General features: G+C 66.2%; 1 protein-coding gene (running past both ends of the window). It reads right to left on the bottom strand.

The whole window is internal to an MFS transporter gene (locus ON34_RS03970) on the bottom strand: the coding sequence, 81,561 nt in all, runs 19,260 nt past the left edge and 42,234 nt past the right edge, and what appears here is coding positions 42,235-62,301 (codon 14,079, complete, through codon 20,767, complete); the first complete codon in reading order (the gene reads right to left) occupies positions 20,065-20,067. Both codon boundaries (start and stop) fall beyond the window edges.

Here is a 20,067-nt window from a genome sequence, read left to right as displayed (position 1 = left end):
CAACTCGATCCTGTTGTTGCCCAGCCACATCACCACCATGTCGTCGGTCCGCGCGGCTTCGGCGCCGACCGGGTCCGGCACGACCACGACAGTGATGTCGTCGGCCTCCCCTTCGGCATCTGCCCGGTTGACCAGCTCGGCCGCGATCGCGCCCCGGTCACCGGCATGACGGCCGACGGCCTCGCCGAGTACCTGGGGGCCGGACATCGTCTTCACCGCGCCGTCGGTGACCGTCACCGTGAAACCGCCGCGCGGCACCGTGATCGTGCCGTCCTCGGCTATCACGGGCGCGTCGATGTCATCCGACACCCGAACAGTCGTGATGTATTCCCCCGGTTCGATCTGTTCGCCCGGCCCCACCGGGATTCGGCCCTCCCGTCCGAGGGCGTACTCGATGGCGTGCCGGTAACCCTCCAGCCACGGGTTCCGTTCGAGCGCCTGGCGCTCGGTCAGTCCGTTTTCCTTCGCGAACATCCGGATGGACGAGTGGTCGTCGGTCAACCAGATCGCATGCCGACCGTCGGCGGACACCCAGCCCACTCGACTGTCCCCGACCCACCCGACGGTCAACCGATCCGGTTCCGTGACCACGACCGCGACCGTGCACTGGGGCTTGTCCTCGTGGTCGGCGTACTCCGGCCGCCGCCCCAGAGCCTGCACCTTCAACTGGACATGGTGCAGCGCGTCCCGCAGCACCGCCTCTCGGGTGAGCTCGGGCCCGAACCGCGCCCGTGGCCAATGCTCTTCCAGGTACGCGCCGAGCTCGGCCGCCGCCTCCTGTGCCGCGCGGTGGCCGTCCGGCGCCCCACCCACCCCGTCGAACACCGCGGCGGCCACAACCGGATTCCCGTCGCGGGTGAACTCCACGACCACCATCGCGTCCTCATTGCGGTCGTGGGACGCGCCCCTCTTGCTGACCCCGGCGGCCGAGGGGGTTTCCCCGACCAACCGCTGCGCCCGCTCGGGTTCGGTGAGCTCCTCAACCGGCCGACCATCCTGGTCGCGCAGCCCGCGTTTCGGCCCGAAGGCAGCGTTGGCCTCCGATCCCGCTCCCGACTTCCCGGCCGGACCACCGGGCAGACCGCCGATGGGCACCGCCGGGGCGGAGTGGCCGAGGACCTCGGCGCGGTCGCGGTCCTCGTCGAACTCGACCTCCGGCCGACCGTCGATGCCGATGACGATGCCGTGCACCTGGGTGATTTCCCACTCGCTTCGCTCGGCGAGCCACTGCCGGATACCCCGTTTACTGGACCAGGTCTTTTTCCTTCCGTTGATCTTCTCGGTGATCACCACTTTACCGTCGGCGGTGCGCTCGATCGAGAAGGCATGTGCGCCCGCATTCCCGAACACCATTGCCCCCGCGATGAATCCGGCCTCGCGATCCTCGACCCTTCGCAGCGCCTCACGCAGGCCGTCGGCGCCGGAGCCGAAACCGTTCTCATGCCAGTCCGCGCCCAGCGCCCGCGCCAGCTCGTCTTCGCGGACACCGTTGAGCTTGACCTGCGGGCTGTCCACGAGCGCGGGCGCATCCGGCACGCTGCCGGTCAATCGCTTGACGAACTCTCGCCCCGAATTCGCCACAATCGGCGCACAGTTCATCAGCCCGCGTAGCTTTTCCGGCATTCCAACGGTCGCCGATCGCCGATAGGCCGTGCTCTCCGCTACGGCAACAGCCACGCCGGTGCTGCGCTGGATAACTCGCTGGGGCTTCCGGTCCGCGGGCGCGGTCTCCAGCAGTTCGGCCAACTCGGTGATTGCCCGCTGCCGCAGTCTCCGGATCGCGGCGAGATTCCCACCCAGTACGCCCGCGATCTCCGTATCAGACCAGCCCAGCAGGAACCGTATGACCGTGGTCGCCTTGTCCGGCGAGAGCAGGGCAAGGCATTGCCGGAAGTCATCGACTGCATTGTTCAACGCTTCGATGACCTTCGGGCCGGCCGCACCGCGCGGCTTCCACACCCACAACCCGGCGATGCGGTCAGCGAAGTACGCCGCCGCATCGGCCTGGTGGGTACGAACCTCACTCTCGGTCAGCTTCAGCGCAGCGGCCGTTTCGGCGACCGACAACCCTTGGAAGATTCGCCGCTCGATGACCTGACTTCGCTTGTCGTGATTCAGCATTTGCATGGCGTCCCGCAACCGCGCCTCGTGGACCTGCCCCAGCGACTGAAGCATGGTCCACGCCTCGTCCGCGGTGACCCACCCGATCTTGGGCTCTACACCGAAGAGTTCGATCGCCCGGCGCACCGCAAGGTGTTGCAACCTTGTGACCGGTCTTGCCCGCATCTCGAACAACTCCCGGATGCCGCGATGTCGCAGCCGCCGGGTCCAAGAGGGATCGTAAGCCAGCTCCGCCGCGACATCCTTGTCCGACTGCCCCCGCAGATACCGGTCGATCACGGTCCGCTCGTCCGAGGGGAGCCGCTGGAGGATGCGACGGATGCCGTCGGCGTCCTCGCGCAACGCCGACACCAGACGTATGTCGTCAACGTTGGTGGGCGTGCGGAACCCGGCGATCCCGGCTGCCAGACTCGCCAGTGCGCGGGCCTCCTGAACCTCGACCCGATGTTGTGTAATACCCAGCTCGGCAGCCGTCTCGGCGACCGACCGACCCGCCCGGACCCGCCGCCGGATGACCTTGCGTGCCTCGCCGTCCGGGACCATCTGCAAGGCACGTCCCAGCATTACCCGGTCGACCTGCTGCAACGCCATGATCAGGTGCCGTGCCTCGTCGGGAGTAAGCCACACGGCCTCGGGATCGGCGCCGAGTAGTGCAGCGGACTCGCGGACAGCGTGATCTCGCAACGTCGCAATCACGGCTGCGGCAGGGTCCGCTGCGAAGGCAGTACTGTCGGCATCCCGTGCCGCCGCAATTAATTCGGCGACCCGCAGACCAGCGGTTTCCGCTGCGGGACGAGCGCTGAGCAGTTCGACCGCTCGACGGATCCCAGCCGCCCGCGCCATCCTTATCTCGGTGAGGTCGCCGCCGGTCTCGGCGGCGACCTGTTGCGGCGTCCGCGCCTGCAGGAAGAACTCCAGACCGGCACGTTCCTCGTTTGTCAACGATTCCAATGAACTCCAGAACACCTCGGAGTCGTCGAGGTGCGCTTTCACGACAATCGCTGCCGCGCCGAGCAACCCGGGTAACATCCGCCGATCCCGCCACAGGACGGCCAACTCGGGATGCTTTGCCGCGGTCACAGCCTCGGCCAGGGCGGTCACCGTGCGATGTTCCCTGGCGCGGTATACGTCCACCGGCTGGCGCATTTCCGCGGCGACGTCCTCAGCCGATTCCCCATGACGGAACCGCCGTAGCAGCAACCGCTGCTCGTGTGGTTCGAGTTGCCGGAATGCGTTGTTCAGCTCCGGCTCACTCGCCGCGGCCAGTTCGGTGGCTTCCAGGCTGCCCGATCGTCCAGGGATCGCGTGGAAGACAGTAAGAATCCCGTGCCGCATCTTCTGCGCCGCAGTCTCGCGCAGCCACGAGGGCCTGCCATCGGACTGGCCGACGGCCATATCGGACCGGCGCTCGGCCTTATCCGGCTTCGCGGAGCCCCGGACATCTCCAGCGAGCTCCGGCTCATCCAGCGTCGCCGACCCCGGCGGCGACCGGTCACGTGGCAAGTGACCGATCGGTCCGTCCGGAGCGACCTGCGCGACATCCACCAGCCGGTCGTCTTCGACGAACCGGATGAGTGGTTCCCCGTTGCGGTCGAAGGCGATTCCGGCTACCTGGGACACGCCCATCCGCTCGCGCTCGGACAGCCACACTTCGACATCCGCACCGCGCCACTCATGGTCGACACGGTCGACGCGCTCCCGTACCACGACTTCGCCGCCGGCGTCCATCTCCACCTGGAACGCATGCCATCCGGCCCGCCCGAATCCCATTGCGCCGGCGACAGCTCCACCTTCGTTGACGCCGCCGCGCTGGACGTATTCAACGACCTCACGCAGCGTGCCGAAACCCTGCCAATCACCACCCAACGCCCCGGCGAAGCTCCGCTCGCCCACGCCGTACAGGTCGATCAGCGGGCTGTCCACCATCCCTGGGACCGCCCGGTCACCGTTGGACACCCGCGCCACGAACTCGGCCATCTGCTGCACCACAAACGGGGCACAGTTCATCGGGCCGCCCCGTAGCGCGGCAGGCACCGTAGTGGGCCAGTTGTAGGTGGCACCGCCGTCGATATCCATCAGCGTCGGATTCGCCAGGGCGGCAACCATTGCCGCTTGGAGGCGGTCGCGGTCGGTCCGCACGGCTTCGCGCTCAACGAAGATGCTGAGCATGTCGTCCAGCACCACGAACCGCTGCGCCACCGCGCGGACGTGCGGGTGCTCGGCGAGAATACGGTCAGAGGGATCGGTCAGCAGCTTTCGCACCCGCGCCAGCCCGAGTTCCGCCCGCGGTATCCGGAGCCATCGCGACAGTCGCATCTGCTCCTGGTCCCGCATGCCGACCAATTCCGTCAGCGTGGTATCCCAATACACCCATGCCAGGGCTCGGTTACCCAGCGTCTTGAGCAGTCCATCGTTCTCCTGAACCCGAGCCTGTTGACGCCGAAGGTCCAGAGCGTGGTCATTGAGCCGACGCAGGCGCTCCAGCAGACGCTTATATTGTCGATGCTGCTGCTGGCGTCCGCTGGCGACCTCGAGCAGGTCGGTAAGCCCCTGGTAGCGCTGCTCGGCCGTGGCTCGGTCCTCCGCCGACGCCCCGTCCAGTTCTGCACGCGCCTGTACCTGCGCGGCGCGCAACCGCTTCAGGACCTCTTTCTGCGGCCCCGGACGCAGGTGCTCGATATCCTGCGGGAATCGCAGCACATGTTCGTCGTGCAGCGCGAAGTACCGTTCCTTCGACACCGTGGTCTGGATGTATGCCCGCCGATGCGCGGCTTCCAGGGCGCGCACCTCTCGGATCACCATCGTCGTGACGAGGACCTGATGGACTTTCTCGATCAGCGGGTCGAGACTGCGTAGTTTCTTCAGATCATCGAGGGCCGCGTGATCGTCCGGCAACTCGGAGATGAGCTTGCTCAGCCGCTCCTGCGCCAGGTCTGCGGGTGACAGGTCGAGACGTGCCGCCAATTCCGTACGCAGTTGGGCACTCGTGTCACGCAGTCGACCCAACACCCCACTATCGAGCCCAAACGGATCGACATCGAATTCTTTGAAGTTCTGGAAGTGCAGCGAGTCGAGTTGATCCGCATGCTGTGCCACCAGATGGTCGTGGAACCAGAGCAGCCCGTCGCCCAGCGTGACGCCGGACATGATTCCAGTGTCGATCGGTTCCCAGGTCAGGGTTTCCAGTCCGGAATTCAGTTCGGCGATCTGCTCGTCGAGCTCGGCGGTGTGATCGATCACCTCGAGTAGCCCGCCGAGTTCCAGGAATCGGGTGACCAGCTCCGCTTTCCGGTCCGCCCACAACGACCTCGACAGGGCATCCAAGTAGTCGGACAGCGCCGCATCGTTCTCCGGCGGCTCCGGAAGCGGCGCGACCGGTGCCATTTCCGCCAGCTCGTACCGCGGCACAGTGGTCGGATCCACGTCGAGGAACGCGCCGCCGAGTTCCAGCTGTGTCTGCAACAACATGCCGCGCAGTCGCGCAACGTTGTCCGTACCGGGGCGGAAATCCCCGGGCAGCACTTCGTATTTGGTGCTGTCGGTCTCTTTACCGCGCACCCAGGTCGGACCGTACATGCTCTTGCTGCGCGCAAGCCGCTGCTCGGTTACCCAGACCGTATGGGCCGCCGCCTCGAGTCGCGCGGCCTCGTCGAACAGCGGCTGGAGTTCGTCGGCCGAGGCGGTGCCCTGGTCGAGTCGCGCCCGAGCGACGTAGAGCTTGTATTCCAGCGCGCTGATCCGACGAACGTCGGTGTCGAGGGCGTCGATGTTGTTGACCGTCACCACCAGGTTGCGATGCCTGATCACCTGCTTTTCCGCATCGGCCAATCCCGCGGACTTATCCGTTCGCCCGATCAGTTTCGTGAGCTCGCGCCGCAGCCGGCTGTCGTCGACGAACTCCTCTGGCTCGATGCCGAGCAGCCGCGCCAGATCATCGCGCGCGTGGACGAAGCGGTTGTTCCATTCCTGCCGGGTATCCGAGTCCGGACGCAAGAGCTCCGCAACGTCCACCTTCCGATGCAGATCCTCCTCGAACTCCTTGCACATCTGAACGACGCTGTCGTGCATCGACTGGCGCTGCCGCTGGGCATTACGACGCATCCCAGCCAAGGCGGGACCCAGGTTGCCCTCGTCACGGGCGTGCGTGCTTTGGTCCAGCACCTCCGGGGCGGAGCCGGCGGCAGCAGGCGCCGCAGTACGCGTCTCGGGCTGCGCTCGCGGGTCGGGCGGCACCTGTTCGAAGCGGTGGCCGAGGCGCGCCAAACGCCAGTCGTCGAATGCGGCACGTGCTGTCGCCGCACCCTGGTCGTCGACGACGAACCGGAGTTTCCGCTGCCACCTCGATTCCCCCGGCATTTCGAGCAGACCGGCAAGGTCGTGTGCTATCCGACTCGGCTCGGGCCCCTGCACCACGACCGCCGCACGCTTCTCGTCGGAGCCCTCATGCATTTTCAAGTAATCCGCCGCTCGCTGGAGGCCCATCCGCAGCGCCGCCGGGGTGGCGCGCCCGTCCAGCACGACCACCGCCACTTCGTCAGCGGACTGAACGTCCCCGAGCACAGCGAATTGCCGGCCCGTGTTCCCGAGATCACGCAGATCCAGTGCCGCCGCATAGACCTTCGGACTGCCGGCCAGATGCGCGTCTGCCCACTGATCGACCTCGGCCAACACCTGTGCCGTTGCCGCCAGCTGCGCCGCCCGCAGGTGGCTGCCGCGCACACGCAGTTCGGCGGCTTCACGAACGAGCATCCGCAGATTCGCCTCGTGCCGCCATTGATACGCGACTCCGTCCAGGCCGACGATTCGCGCCGGCATGACCCGCACCAGTGCCCATTTCACGTCATCCGCAAGCGCATCCCACCATTTCGCGATCTGCCCGGTATCGGGGTCATTGACATTCAGTCGCATTGCGCTCCAGGCGCCTTCAGCGAGCTCCTGCTCCAGGGCGGTGGGGGCGGCGTCACGCTCGGCGGGCATGTCGCTGTGGCCGACGGCGAAGTCGGCGCGCGGGCTGGTGTGGCTGTCGTCGCCGACCGGGACCGCCTGCCCGGCTTTGTCCAGGAACATGCCGAATACCGGCTTTCCGGACGCGTCCGGTGGCACAACAAAGCTCGGCTTCAGATCGCCGCGACCGGGGTCGCGGAGCTCGATCCATTCCCGGCCGGCCTTGTCGATCCGGCGGACCAGCCAAAAGGCGTGGCCCAGGTCGCCTTCCCGGCCGGACGCGGTCGGCTGGAAGATCATCACGCCGACGCCGTTGCCGCTGCCTGGCTGCTGATCGTCGAGTTCCTTGCCCCAAGCTTTCAGCCGGGCAACCGCGTCGTCGAGATCGGCGAGCTGCTGAGCTCGGCCGCCGAGAATCTTCTCGATCGCACGGACAGTCATGCCCAACAGCGGGTCGGCTATCGGGATTGTGATGTCGTCGCGGTCCAATTCGTGCCGGATATCCGCCAGTACAAGTGGCGCGCACTGATTTCTGGCGTGCGACCACGACGACTCGTCCGGCGGCTGGTTGGGCGACCACCTGTCGAACGGCGAGTCGTACTCCGCGAGTCCGTCGCCCTCGGCCGGCGACAGTACGGGGGTTCGCCGCCACAGCCGGCCCAGCAGACGCTTGCGCCGATTCGCCTCCTTCAGCAGCGCCATGTCCACGGCGATGCGGGTCTTCTGCCACCGCGCCAAGGTGTCCACCGGTGACGAATCGTCTTGCCGCACCGACAGCCAGTGCAGGTCCCGCGCCGGGTGGAGCAGCCTCAGCGGCGTGAACATTCCGCCCAACGCGCCCTCGGCCAGCGCCTCGGGCGGATTCAGCTTGGTGTCGTCCTCGTCATCCTTGGCATAGCCGGGCAGAAGATCCTGATACTTGTTCGGCGTAAAGTCCGGCGGGAATACACCATGCGCGGCGAATTTCTGGAAACTGCCGACCATGCGTTCCGGCAGCAGCCCGCGCAGCCGCTCGTCGGTATCGAAATCGACGACGTGGATCCATTCGTGGCTGATGACGTGATAGAAGAGGTCTTCCGTCGAATACGTCCAGAAGTAGTAATCCTTCGATCTTTCCAGCAACTCCGCGGCATGGGCAAGGTCGACGGTGGCAACTATTTCGATCTGGATCGACGAAAACGATCCGCTCTTCATCGCGAGCCCCAAGGCATCGCGATCGCGGTGCGCGTTGTCGATATCGACGATGTGCACTTCGCGCAGGCTGCCCCGGCGGCCGTATTCGGCGATACGGTCGCGCAGCGCGCGAATGATGGATGCGACGGCCTGCACCTCGACACCCGGATCGTCCCAGCCGTAGATTCGGATGTGATGGTCCTCGTAGAGTTCCCGGACGATGCGCGCCTTGGTCTGGTGCGCATTCTCCGCCGACACGACGCCGGTATCATGAATACTATTGTCGGGAACCGATTTCGCTGGCGACGTCTCGGTGAATTCCGCCCACACTTCGCCCCAGGGTTCCACGCTCCCGGAGGTGGCTGCCACCAACGGCTCCGCCACCGCGGGGTCCACTTTCGCACTGTCGAAACTCCTGGAGGCCGGGGATTCGCCTCGGTAAAGCGGTTCGTAGAACCTGCCGTACACACAGGAGACGGATACCCGCAGGGACCGGGCGCCGTCCGGTCCGGTGGATATCCGAAGCTCGATCCGGACTTCGTTGTGGATCGCGCTGGAAGCATCTTCGAAATGTCTCAGCACGGCGTGCGCGGCTCGACGGACCAATTCGGGCGCAGCGTCGAGCTGGTCGGAGTCACGCCATCCCAACTCCCGCAGCCGGTCCCGGAGCGCCGCCGCGACCTTGTCCACCGAGTCCACCTGCGTCGAGAGGAGCGACACGACGAGATCCGGATCCGCAGGGCTCGCGTCCGCCGGCAGCGCCCGAATCGCATCGAAAGCCGAATCGCGGTTGTCGGCAAGGCCTGCCGCCGGGTCCTCGACGACAGCGACCGGCGACAGACATCCGATGTTCTGGTATTCGGCCACCGGGCCCGCATCGTGCGCGGCGAGCCGCAGCCGCATGCGGTCGAGGACGATGGTTGCCGCGCGGTAGGCACGCGCCGACTGCACCAGCGGATCGTCCCGGTCCTCTCGGCCCACCCGGGTCAACTCGGATTCATACCGATCCGACCGCAACTCGTCGATGTCGGCCACGCCGGCTGCTAACTGCCGCAGATCCCGCAGCGCATCCGCATAATGCCGCGCGCGCGTGACCACGTCACCGAGTAGCTGGAGCCGGGTTATCCCCATCACCGGCGGCTCGGTCTTGTTGCGGAATTCCTCGATCCACCCCACCAGCTGATCCGCCAGGTGATAGCGCCGCACCGCATCCCGCAACGCCTGAGCACTGTGCTCGGAAACATTCGCCTCGTCCAGGCGCCGCAATTCGGCCTCATGTCCGCGCGCCGATAGCAACTCCGTCAGCCGTACCTGCAGTTTCTGGGCTGCCTGCTGGACGGCCTCCAGTGCTTCCGTGCGTTCGACGACCAGATCCGCGTGAGCCTGGTCGTCGAGCGACGGATGCGGTGGCTCCGGAATTCCACGGATGAAGCCGTCCGGCGCCTCGCCGCGGGCGATGAGATCCGCCCTGCTCCGGCCTTCGACGAAGGGAATCTCCGGACGCCCGTCGATGCCGATGACGATGCCGAATACGTCCGATACCAACGGTTCCCGTGCCTGCAGCCACCTTTCGAGATCGGCTTCCGGGATGATGTGTTCGACGTCGTCTACCTTTTCGAACACCACCACCTTGCCCGCATCGGGACCGGACTCGATCCGCTTCACCCCGAAGGCGTGCGCACCCATCCGCCCGAAACCCATGGCCCCAGCGACCGCACCACCGTTCTGCCGGACATGCTCGATCACCTCACGCAGCGAACCGAACCTCCGCCAATCCCCGCCCACTGCCCGGGCGATCGCGTCCTCACGCACGCCCTGCAGGTCTATGACATCGCTGTCGTCGAGCTCGGGCAGATCCGGCGCATACCCGAGAGCGCCTGCGATGAATTCCTGGATGAACCGGACCATCGCCGGCGCGCAGTTGCCCGGCGTGGTCGCGGCCTGAATACCGAAGCGCAACTCGCCTTCGAGACCGGCGGCCAACGAGTACAGCTGGTTGAGCTCGCCGGCGATATCGACCACGGAGTCCAATCGCCAGAACTGTTCGGTATCCGGTGCCATGTCCCGGATCTCACGCAATGCCTCCGGGCCCAGCCGCAACACGTCCGCTTCGGTGAGCCCGCTGCTCCGCAGGGGAAGCGCACGAATCCGCTGGTGCAGCTCCTCGATCTGACCGTCGATGTAGCCGCTGCTGCGGGCCAAGTCGTCGAGGCGATCGGCCCAGGCCCGCAACCGCCGGAACTCCGCGGCCCACAGTTGATACGCGGCAGCGGCTTCCTGCTCCCCTGCGCCCATCGCCGCATACGCCGCCTCACGCCGGGAATACACCGCCCGCAGTGCTGCTTCCAGCGCATCGAGCTTGCGAACCCGAGCGTCGGCGTCCAGCAATTCGGTCGCGTCGGCGATCATCTCGTCGAGCCTGCGCAGCTCTAGACTCACCCCGAGGGCATCGGTATCCCCTCGCTGCAGTTTCTGGCTCGCCAGTTCGTCCAGCTGGCCGCGGTCGTACCCGTCGGCCTGCAACGGCATTTCCAGTTCCGCGATCAGCTCCACAACCCGTTCCGGGGTCAGGTCCGCCCCCAGCAGGGCGGCGTTGTCCGCCGCCAGCTGTTCGCGGATGGCCCGCAAGCGCACCAGCTCGGCAGGCAGTGCCGACATCGACACATCGTCCGAGAAAACCAGGCTCCCCGCACGCAACTCCCTGGCACCGTCCCGGAGCTCGGCCAGCGCGACGCCCAATTCGAGATTCGCGGGCAGGTTCTCGTCCTCCGGCGGCTGCCGCAAGTATTCGGCCAGGCCGTCGTGGAGATCAGCACCCAGGTCGATTTCGTCGATCATGCCCCCGAGCGCGTCTTCGACATCTTGGTCGGCAGGATCGGCCGAGTCGATATCGTTCGCCAATCGGCCGTCGGCGACCGCATGCCGCACAGCCTCCGCGCCGGTTCCGATTCCGAACAGGTGGTTGGCGGGCCGCCGACCATAAGGGGTACGCGACTGAATAGCTGCGTTCCATGCCGCAACCCCCTGCGCCAACATCGTGCCGTCCGCCTCGGCCCGATCGAAGGCGACGGTCTCGTCCTCCTCCCCCAGGGTGACCGCCGCGACGAGCGCCGCGTCGGCCCACTCCCGTTGCGCGTCATGCAGCAGCTCGACGGCTCCATCCAGCGACGAGTATTGCTCGAACAGCTCCGTCGCCATATCGGTTTCGCACCTGAAAATGGTCGCCGCGTCCATCCGGCCGAGCAGGAACTCCACCCGCAGCCTGCCGCCTGCGGCGTCTGGAACCTCCTCGAACGACAGCAGGGTCGCCGCCGGGTAACCGAGTTCCTGCGCCTTCAGATCGGCGTACGCCACCAGCATCTGGACTGTGTCGAGGTCAACACCCCGCTGCTCCAGCACCTTTCGGTTCGCCTGATCACGCACCGACGGTGGCAGCCCGATGGCACGACCCAACACCTCCGGGTGACGCTTCATCAGCAGATCGCGTATGTAAGGCGGCCACTGGGCCCATGCTGTGGCATTCCGCTCGCCCAGCCGCCGGGCTTGCTCGACCTCGGTGCCCGGGGCCCAATCACCCGGCAGCAGATCGGTCACCCGGGTCATCCCGACCCAGCGCAGCGCATCCCGCACTAGTTCCTCGGGATCGGCCCGCTGCGGCACGACCAGGTCGGCGTCGTCATGTTGCCGGATCGCGATCCGGCGCGCCATATTGTGCAGCTGGTCGTCGGCGAGCACAGTAGCCGGATCGGTATCGAAATGGGAGATCAGCACGATGTCCTGCTCCGGACCATCGGCGGTTGCCGGTTCCGGCCGAATGCTGATCAGGTCGGCGACATCCCGCGCCAGCCTGGGGGTATCCGACCCGAACCGGAATACCGCCCCCGTCGGCCGGTCGGGTGGCGCCGACAGCAGGTCGCTCATCAGCACGGACAAGCCCGCATCCGGGCTGGTGACGTGGTCCTCCCAGGCCAGTGCGTGCACCCTCAGCTCGGCCGCGATGTCGACCCGGCCGACGGCGAGCATCGGCTGCCCGTCCTCGCCGAGCGACAGCAGATGCACCTCCGGGTGCCCTGGCAGATGGGTAGCCCACCGTTGCGCAACGGTCAACCGGTCCACCCACGCGTCGAGCTTCCGTAGCCGGCTTTCGTTTTCCGGAGTGGGCTCGGCAGCCAGCATCCTGGTGCGTTCCCGGCCGAGCAGCAACCGGTTCGCAAAATCCCGTAGCTCAGGCGCAATGACCTTGTTGTGTGCCAGCAGTTCCGGCCTGGCATGCGCGATCGCCAGCAACGTTTCCGGCTTCGCTTGCTGCAGCGCACGCCAGGCGGCATCGACAAACTCCCGCCGGATCCGCTCTGCGACTGCCAGCGCCTCGACGTACTCCATCCCGGCGAGTTCGCCCGCCAATGCACGCTCGACGGCGGCACCTGCCCCGGCTTCGATCTCGGCGATAGCTTCCGTGGCCGCGTCGTGTTCCTCCTGAGTGAAGCCCGGATCGGGTGGCAACACGGTCCGCGGGTGTGGCGGGCGGGCGCCGGGCGCAGCCCCCAGCTTCCCCGCCGGACCACGGCGCGCCTGCACCTCGGCGGCACGTTCATGTTCCTCCACCATCGCCTCGCCGTTGGCCTTCAAGCCCGCCACATGGACTTCCGCGTTGCCGACCCAGCCTGAGACCACCCAGTTGTCCACGGCCTTGCCGCGCAGCAGGCCGCCTCGGGCGTTGTCGAAGACGACTACCTCGCCTTCGGTGAAGGTCTCGCCACGCGCCGAGGGAGGCAGCGCGTTCATCTTCCGGGCGAAATCTTTGTCCACCCTCGCCACGGCGAAGGCGTGGCCGAGGCCTTTACCTTCCGGGTCTACGCCGCCCACCAGGGCACCGCCGACTTGGCGTATGTGCTCGACCATGGCGTCGAGGCCCACGGTGCCGTTGCCGAAATGCTGCTCGGCCCAACCGATGTTCATGCCCGCGACGAGCTCGACCTTGTCCATGCCGGACAGCGCGATGGCCTGGTCGTTCCAATCCGCCGGGGTCATCCTCGCCCCCGCGTTGCCGGGGGCGATGTCGCGGACGAACCATTGCACCAGCGGACCGCAGTTGAACGGGCCGCCTTTGGCGTCCGGCGCGTGCCCGGTGACGTTCATCCACTGCGCGACGCCGTCGCCTTCCGGCGGCAACGGCGAGCGTCGGCCCATCGGGTCCGGCGGCAGTTGATGGCGCGGCGCGGGGGCGGGAGTCCGCTGTGGGGGAACGTCGAGCCGGTCGGCATCGGCGTCGCTACGGTCGGCGACGGGCCTGGTTTCACCCGCGAGACGCGGTTCGCCCGTGGGCTTGTGACCGCCGGCACCCGACGCGGGATCGGCGTCCTGAGGTTGCGTGGTATCGGCATCGGCGTGAGCTTCTGGTGACTCGACAATCTCGCGCTCGATCACGACGCTGGTCAGCACCACGCCGTCGCGTACCACGAACCGGCCGTGCAGGATCCGCGGCAACGGCGGGCCGCCGTCCACCGTGGAGCGGTCCTCGACCAGCAGCTCCGCGGTGAAGATGCGGGTCTTCGGATTGATGGTGATACGTGTGTCGTGGAAGTCGAGCGACCGCTCGGTCAGCGGGAACCAGGCCTTGAACACGCTCTCCTTGGCCGAGGCCATCACTTGGGGCCAGTGGATGTCGTCCCGAGTCCCCATGGTGGCCAGCCATTGCTGTTCCGCGGGAAGGACGAATTCTTCCATGCCCCTGGATCGATTGCTTTCGGCGTCTACGCCGATCGAACGGATCCGGTCGGTCGAAGCCGCCACTGCCAAGGCGTATCTGCCGTCCGCGCCGCGGGTGTGGGTGATACTTCCGGTCGTACCGGTCGGCCAGATCGGCATCCCGGTCGCGCCGTCCCCGCGCCGCGGAATAGGCGTGTCCGGGACACCGAGCTTGTGCAAGGCGCGGCGGGCGCACGTGCGCCCGTGGGTGATGTCGTACACCCGTCCCGGACGCGTGGCCGCCGTTATCAGTACCTGCTCTTCGGGCAGCAGCGCGGCGGTCGGATCTTCACCGACGATCTCCGCCGCCATGACCCCGGCAGGCAATCCGAGGCCGTCGGCGATCATGCCCGCCGCTCCGGCCGGTTCGACCCCCTCAGGGGTATCGACGACAATGCCCTGCCGAATCGTCGGCACGACACCTCGCTGTTCCGGGCGCCAGCCGAGCCAATCGGCCACTGCGTGCACTTTTGCGACGTTTTCCGGCTTTCCCCCGCCAGGATTGCCGAATACCTTGCTGACCAATGCCGCACTGACACCAGCCCCGGCCGCCACGTCTTCCTTCTTCACCCGTCGCATCGGACCTCGGCTCAGGTATCGCTGCACGAGTTCCGGGGGTAGTTCACCGACAAGTTTCAGCGCGATGGGGCCCATGTGCTGACGGATTGTCCCCTGCGTTTGCCCGGTCAGTTCGGCGATCTTGCCCGGGTACAGACCTTGTCCGAGGTACAGATCGGCCAGTCGCTGTTCGGCCGGAGTCAGCCGATCCCGGTGCGGTGTCAACACATCGGATCTGGATTGAATCGCCTCCACCAACAGCAAGGCTTGCCCTTCGGTCAACATTGCTCCGGTGGAAATCCATGCCGCCAACTGCAACTGGATTTGCGCGCGAACAACCTTGACCGAAACCGGCTCCAGACCCAACTGCTCAGCAGTCTTGTCGGCAGTCAGCGACTCCGCATACAGCAGTCGGGCAATGTCCTGGTGCTCCACCGGCAACAACTGGATTCCAGCGGCCAACTGCTGCGGCGCTGCGCCCCGGATCAGGCTGGAAGCCTTGTCCCGCGCCAACGGCGCTACCGGGGGACCGCCGACCACCGTAACCGGCGATTGCCCCGCTGAGCGATCGACCACGACGCCGGGCCGTTCCGCGCGCCATCCCAGCCGGCTTTCCGCCTTTCGGACGCGTTCGACGACTTCCGGATCGCCGGAGTTCGTCGCAAGGACCTTCTTGACAGTCGTTACGGAAACCCCGGCTTCGGTGGCAATGTCTTCGAGTTCCACTCTCCGCAGCGGGCCCTGACTCATATACCGCTGCACCAACTCGCGCGGAAGATTCCGCATGAGAGCTTGTGCCGTGTAGTAGAGGGATAGTCTGGTTCCGCTTTCCGAACGTTCCCGGACAACTGCCAGCTCGGCCACTGTGCAACCCCCGGCCAGGTAATGGTCGAAGCACTGCTGCTGGGTCGGTGTCAATTTAGGACGAAGTCGCTCGAGCTCGACGAAGTCGTACTTGGCCACAGCTTCGACCAGCATCAACGCAGCTTCATCGGAAGCCCCGCCACGCAGGTAGTTCTTGATCAGCGCCGAAGGCATCCGGCTGGTCAATTCCTGCGCTATCCGATTCAGCGAATACTCGATCTTCTTTTCGCTCGGGCTCCGCCCCTGCACGAAGTAGAGTTCGAAGAGATTCTTCGACTGATCGGACAGTTCGGAAAGATGCTGCTGCACCACCTGCGGGTCATGCATCATGATTTTTCGCAGGATTTCCGCAGCCCGAATCAGGGGGAGCTCTACACCACCTCTCGACAAAATTTCGATAGAGCGGGAGATTCGATACTTCAGCTTATATATATCTTCGGGTTCTTGCCCCAGCACAATCGCCACCACCGAGGCGGGCAGATCCATCACAAACAACAACTGGGCGGCTTCTCTGCGCTTTCTGGGCAGTTTCTTGATCAGCCGCCGCAGTTCGGACCGATCCATTTCCCGGATCCTGCGCAGCTTCTTGCCGTACGGAGAGCCATCCTGCGGCGGCCGCACCCGCGGGATCGGCGAGTCGGCCGGGCCGCCGTCGATGGTTACCGCCGAGCGCAACCCTTCGCGGACCCGCCGGAAGCCGATCTCATCCGCAGCGGTCCGCACTCGCGCGTGAGTTTCCGATCCCGCCTGAGTTGCGTCGCCGAGCGCTTGATTGGCGGTTGCCTTACTCACCCCGGCTCGCAACGCCACGTCCGGTAAGCCCATCCGCCGCAGCCTCCCGTTTCCGACATACCGTTCCCACACCTCCTCCGACAGCACGGGAGCGACTGCGATCAGCATGTTCTTCAGCGTTCGCCGGACATCATCGCGGGAGATTCCCCGTTCAGCCGCGATTACCGTCTCTCTCTTTCCTTGGTCGAGGTATCGGGTGCAGTTCTCCCGGTCCTCCTCGGAGAGATTCGCCAACAGTGGCGTCACAAGATCCCGCTCCTGCGCATACACCGCTTCCAGCAGAAGCAAGGAGGCACCTGCCGTCAACTTGCGCCGCCGAGTCATCGAACGTCGCCGCCGAGCCACCACATCCGCATCGACCAACTGACCGGTCAATTGCCTGATCAGTTCGTGCAACTGCATTCGGATCGTCTTCTCCGGGATCTCCATCACGGCGGCAATATCGGCTGCAGGCTGCCCCAGCAGCCACCGCAACAGGCACTCCTGTCGAATCGGATGCAAATCCGAAATGAATTCCTGAATCTCGTTCAGGCGAAGCTGTTTGACCGCCCGCAGAATAGCTACTTCCGCAGCAACCGCGGGCAACACCTCCACCCATCGCCCGCTTGCCGCGAGCAGAGCTCGCAGTGACTCATCGCCGGCCGTCAATACTTCCGACAGTGTCGCGCCCTGCAATTGCGACCGAATAATCGCCGAACGCCACTGATCACGAGCATCGTCGATCATCTGCGCCACGTGCGCAGCATCGGCCCGTATCCCGAGCAGTGCCGCCAACTCTTCGGGCGAATACCCCTCGAGGTCGGCCAGACGCAGCACCATCTGCATCTGATCCGGCAATGCGGCCAACGCACGGCCGACCACCGTATTCGTCAAATCCGGGTCGTTCTCCGGAGATTGCCTGGACGCCACCTCGTTCGCCACTTGATCCAGCACATGCCAGTCGTCGACGAGCTGTTGCTTTTTGGCGCGAGCAAGTAACTTGAAGGCTCTATTGTCTGCAATCACCGTCAGAGATCCGCCGAAGTTCGGCACCTCCGCGCCGGTGGCCAACATTTCGTACATTGTCGAGAAGCTTTCGGCAACCAGGTCCTCGACATTCTCCGCAGCCTCGTCGGCACCGACACGCCTACGCAGCCTCGCGCGGATTCTCCGGACATGCCTGTTGTACAACTCCGCGAACGCAGCCGTATTTCCGGCTCTGAATTCGGCCACCAGCTCTCGGTCGCGTTCGTCGTTCGCCGCCCACGCTGCCGCATCCTCCTGCCCCCGGTCCCTGCCGAAGGTGCGGTCGTCGGGCATCGGTGGGCGAGTCCTGTCGCCCAAGCCGGGCACGATCCGGCCGTTCTCGACCACAACGGCCCAGACCTCGGTCGGTTCCGGGCGGCCAGGTTCCGCGACCCAGCTGTCGAAGTCGACGGGCTCCTGGCCTTCCCGGATCACCATGACCCGACCGTCGCCGACGTGCTGCAGCAACACCGCATGGCCCATGCCGGACTCGTCGTAGACCTCGAACATCGCCGCGGCCGCACCGGCTTCGCGGCCGGCCAGTTCGGCCTTCACGGCAGCTCTATCGGTGAAGCCCGGCGGAGTGAAATTCAACGCGTCTTTGATCGCGCCACCCGATATCCCTGCCACACCGGCAACACCGAGTGCCACCCAGTCCACCAGGCGGGTGTGGGTCAGGTCTTCCAGGCCAGCCAGGGCCACCGGGACACAGTCGTTGCGGTGACCGGCGTCATCGTGGGCGATCCAGCCTCGGTTGAGCGGGACGGCTGGGGTGTGGTCCGCTCCGGGGGTCCGGTCGTGCACGAGAAACGGCAGCGCGCCACTGTCCGGCCGGGGCAGCGTGGCCTTCACTTCGATGCCCTCGGAGAGCCGATAGGGACGGTCCACGACCTCCGGGAGCTCGACCTGTTTCAGCGGAAGCAGATGATCCACGGCCAATCGAGCGGCGTAACGGTCTTTTTCGCGTTCCTCTTCGGTGAGCGCTCCGTCGCCGCGGTCGCTGTCGATACCCAGGCCGCTGTTGACGTATGGCAGGAACTGTGCGTCCCGTTCGCTGTGCTCGTCCTCGCGCTCTCGGGTCCCTTCCGCCGAATTCATCGGGCGGTCGGTGTTGCGCTCCATCCAAGACTGGTGCACCTCGTCGCTGATGTATTCGAGGATCTCGGCCATCGTGTCCAGTGGGGTCCGGTAGTCGAGTTCACCATTGGCGATCAGTTCCGCGGTGACCCGCAGCGCTGTTTCCGCGGTGGCCAGGTTCTGCCACTGGATATCTGCGGGCAGATCCTCGAATTCGGTGTTGGTGATGTCCAGGGTGTCGGTGCCGTGCGCGGCGATCCACGTTTCGTCCGTGGTCGGCCGAATGCGTTTGGTAAAGCGCAGCAGCTTCCCGGTCTCCGGATCTATCTCCTGTTCCGATCTGGGTAACCGGTATCGGGCCCGCCAGGTTTCGTGCATCCGCTGCGCGACCTGGGCGATATCGGCCGGGGTGATCCGCTCCCAGGCCCGCAGCTCCGCTTCGAGCACGGCGTAATCCTCGATACGGTCCTGGCTCTGCCGAACCGGCTCTTCGCTCTCCCGGGCCTGACTCCACAGAATCTGCGCCCGCCGACGGTAGGCCGGCGAGATCCGATACAGCCGCAGGTCCAAGTCGGCCAGCGTCCGTGCCGTCCCTTTCCAGCGGTATGCCGCGGATCCGTCCCCGCCGGGGCCTGACTGCGCCGACCGACCGAAAGCCCGACCCAGCCGCGAGCCCTCCGGTGTCCGGTTTGCGCCGTTTTCCTCGGCCGGACCACCTGCCACCGTTGTTCCAGCGCCATGCCGGATTTCCAGATACCCCTCACCGCACAGCCGTCGAAGGGCGCGTACCACAGTCGATTTCGACGCTCCGGACACCTCGGCGACGACTCGGGCCCCGGGCAGTCGCCAACCCCGCTGCAACCGGCCATCGCGGATCGCCTCCCGCAACGCGTCCGCCAGGGCCCCGACCTGCATACAACCGGCGACGATCGGCCTCAGGTCGTCCAACTCCACGACGCCGAGCACGGTGATATCCGAACCATCCTCGGAGGGAGACAGATCCGTCCGTTCACTGATGTCGGCCACCACGGTTCCGGAGCCTTGCCGGGACTCCACCAGCCCGTCGGTGTGCAACTCGGCGTACACCAAGCCAACCGTCGCCGGCGACACGGCGAAAGCATCGGCGAGCGTCGCGGCCCCGGGCAACCGCAGGCCCGCGGGCAGTCGGCCGTCGCGGATCGCGGCCCGGAACGCCGCCACCAACGTGGGGCGGGCGGGACTGCCGGCATCCAGCTGCGCCCATATGGCCTCGGCGTCGATCATCGCCAACAGTTCCGCATAAACCGGAACCTTTGTTCTACCAGTAGTGACATCGGTGGGCGGTCCGCCCGGCGGTGCGCCGCCACCGGCCGCGAGCGCCGCCTCCGGTCCGGCGTCGCGGAGGAGCCCGTCGAGCTGGTCGCGGGACACCGGGACGTCCTGGCCCCAGAGTTCGCTCGCCTTCGTCAGGTGGGTCCACAGCTCGTCACGCAGTGCGTTCCGACGCTGCGGGTCGATGCGCGGCGCATACACCAGCTCGTCGACCAGCCGCAACACCTCGCGAATGTGCAGGAAATCGCGGAACACCGCCCGGTTGGGGCCGCCCAGCTCGTCCGGGATGATGCCGCCCAGGTTCAGGTCCATGATCGCCCAGTCGTAAGCCGGGTCACCCCACAGCGCCGAGGTGAACCCGGTGAAGCCGCGCACCCGGTCGTTGGCGACCAGGATGTCGTCCCACTGGAGGCTCCCGTGCAGCAGCTCGGATGGGTTGTCAACCATGGCATCCGCGCGCGCCGCCACCGGAGC

It is taken from the genome of Nocardia pneumoniae NBRC 100136 (assembly GCF_000308755.1).
Taxonomy (GTDB): Bacteria; Actinomycetota; Actinomycetes; order Mycobacteriales; family Mycobacteriaceae; genus Nocardia; species Nocardia pneumoniae.
The sequence above is the reverse complement of the archived record's forward strand: the minus strand, read 5'-3'. Positions and strand labels throughout refer to the sequence as shown.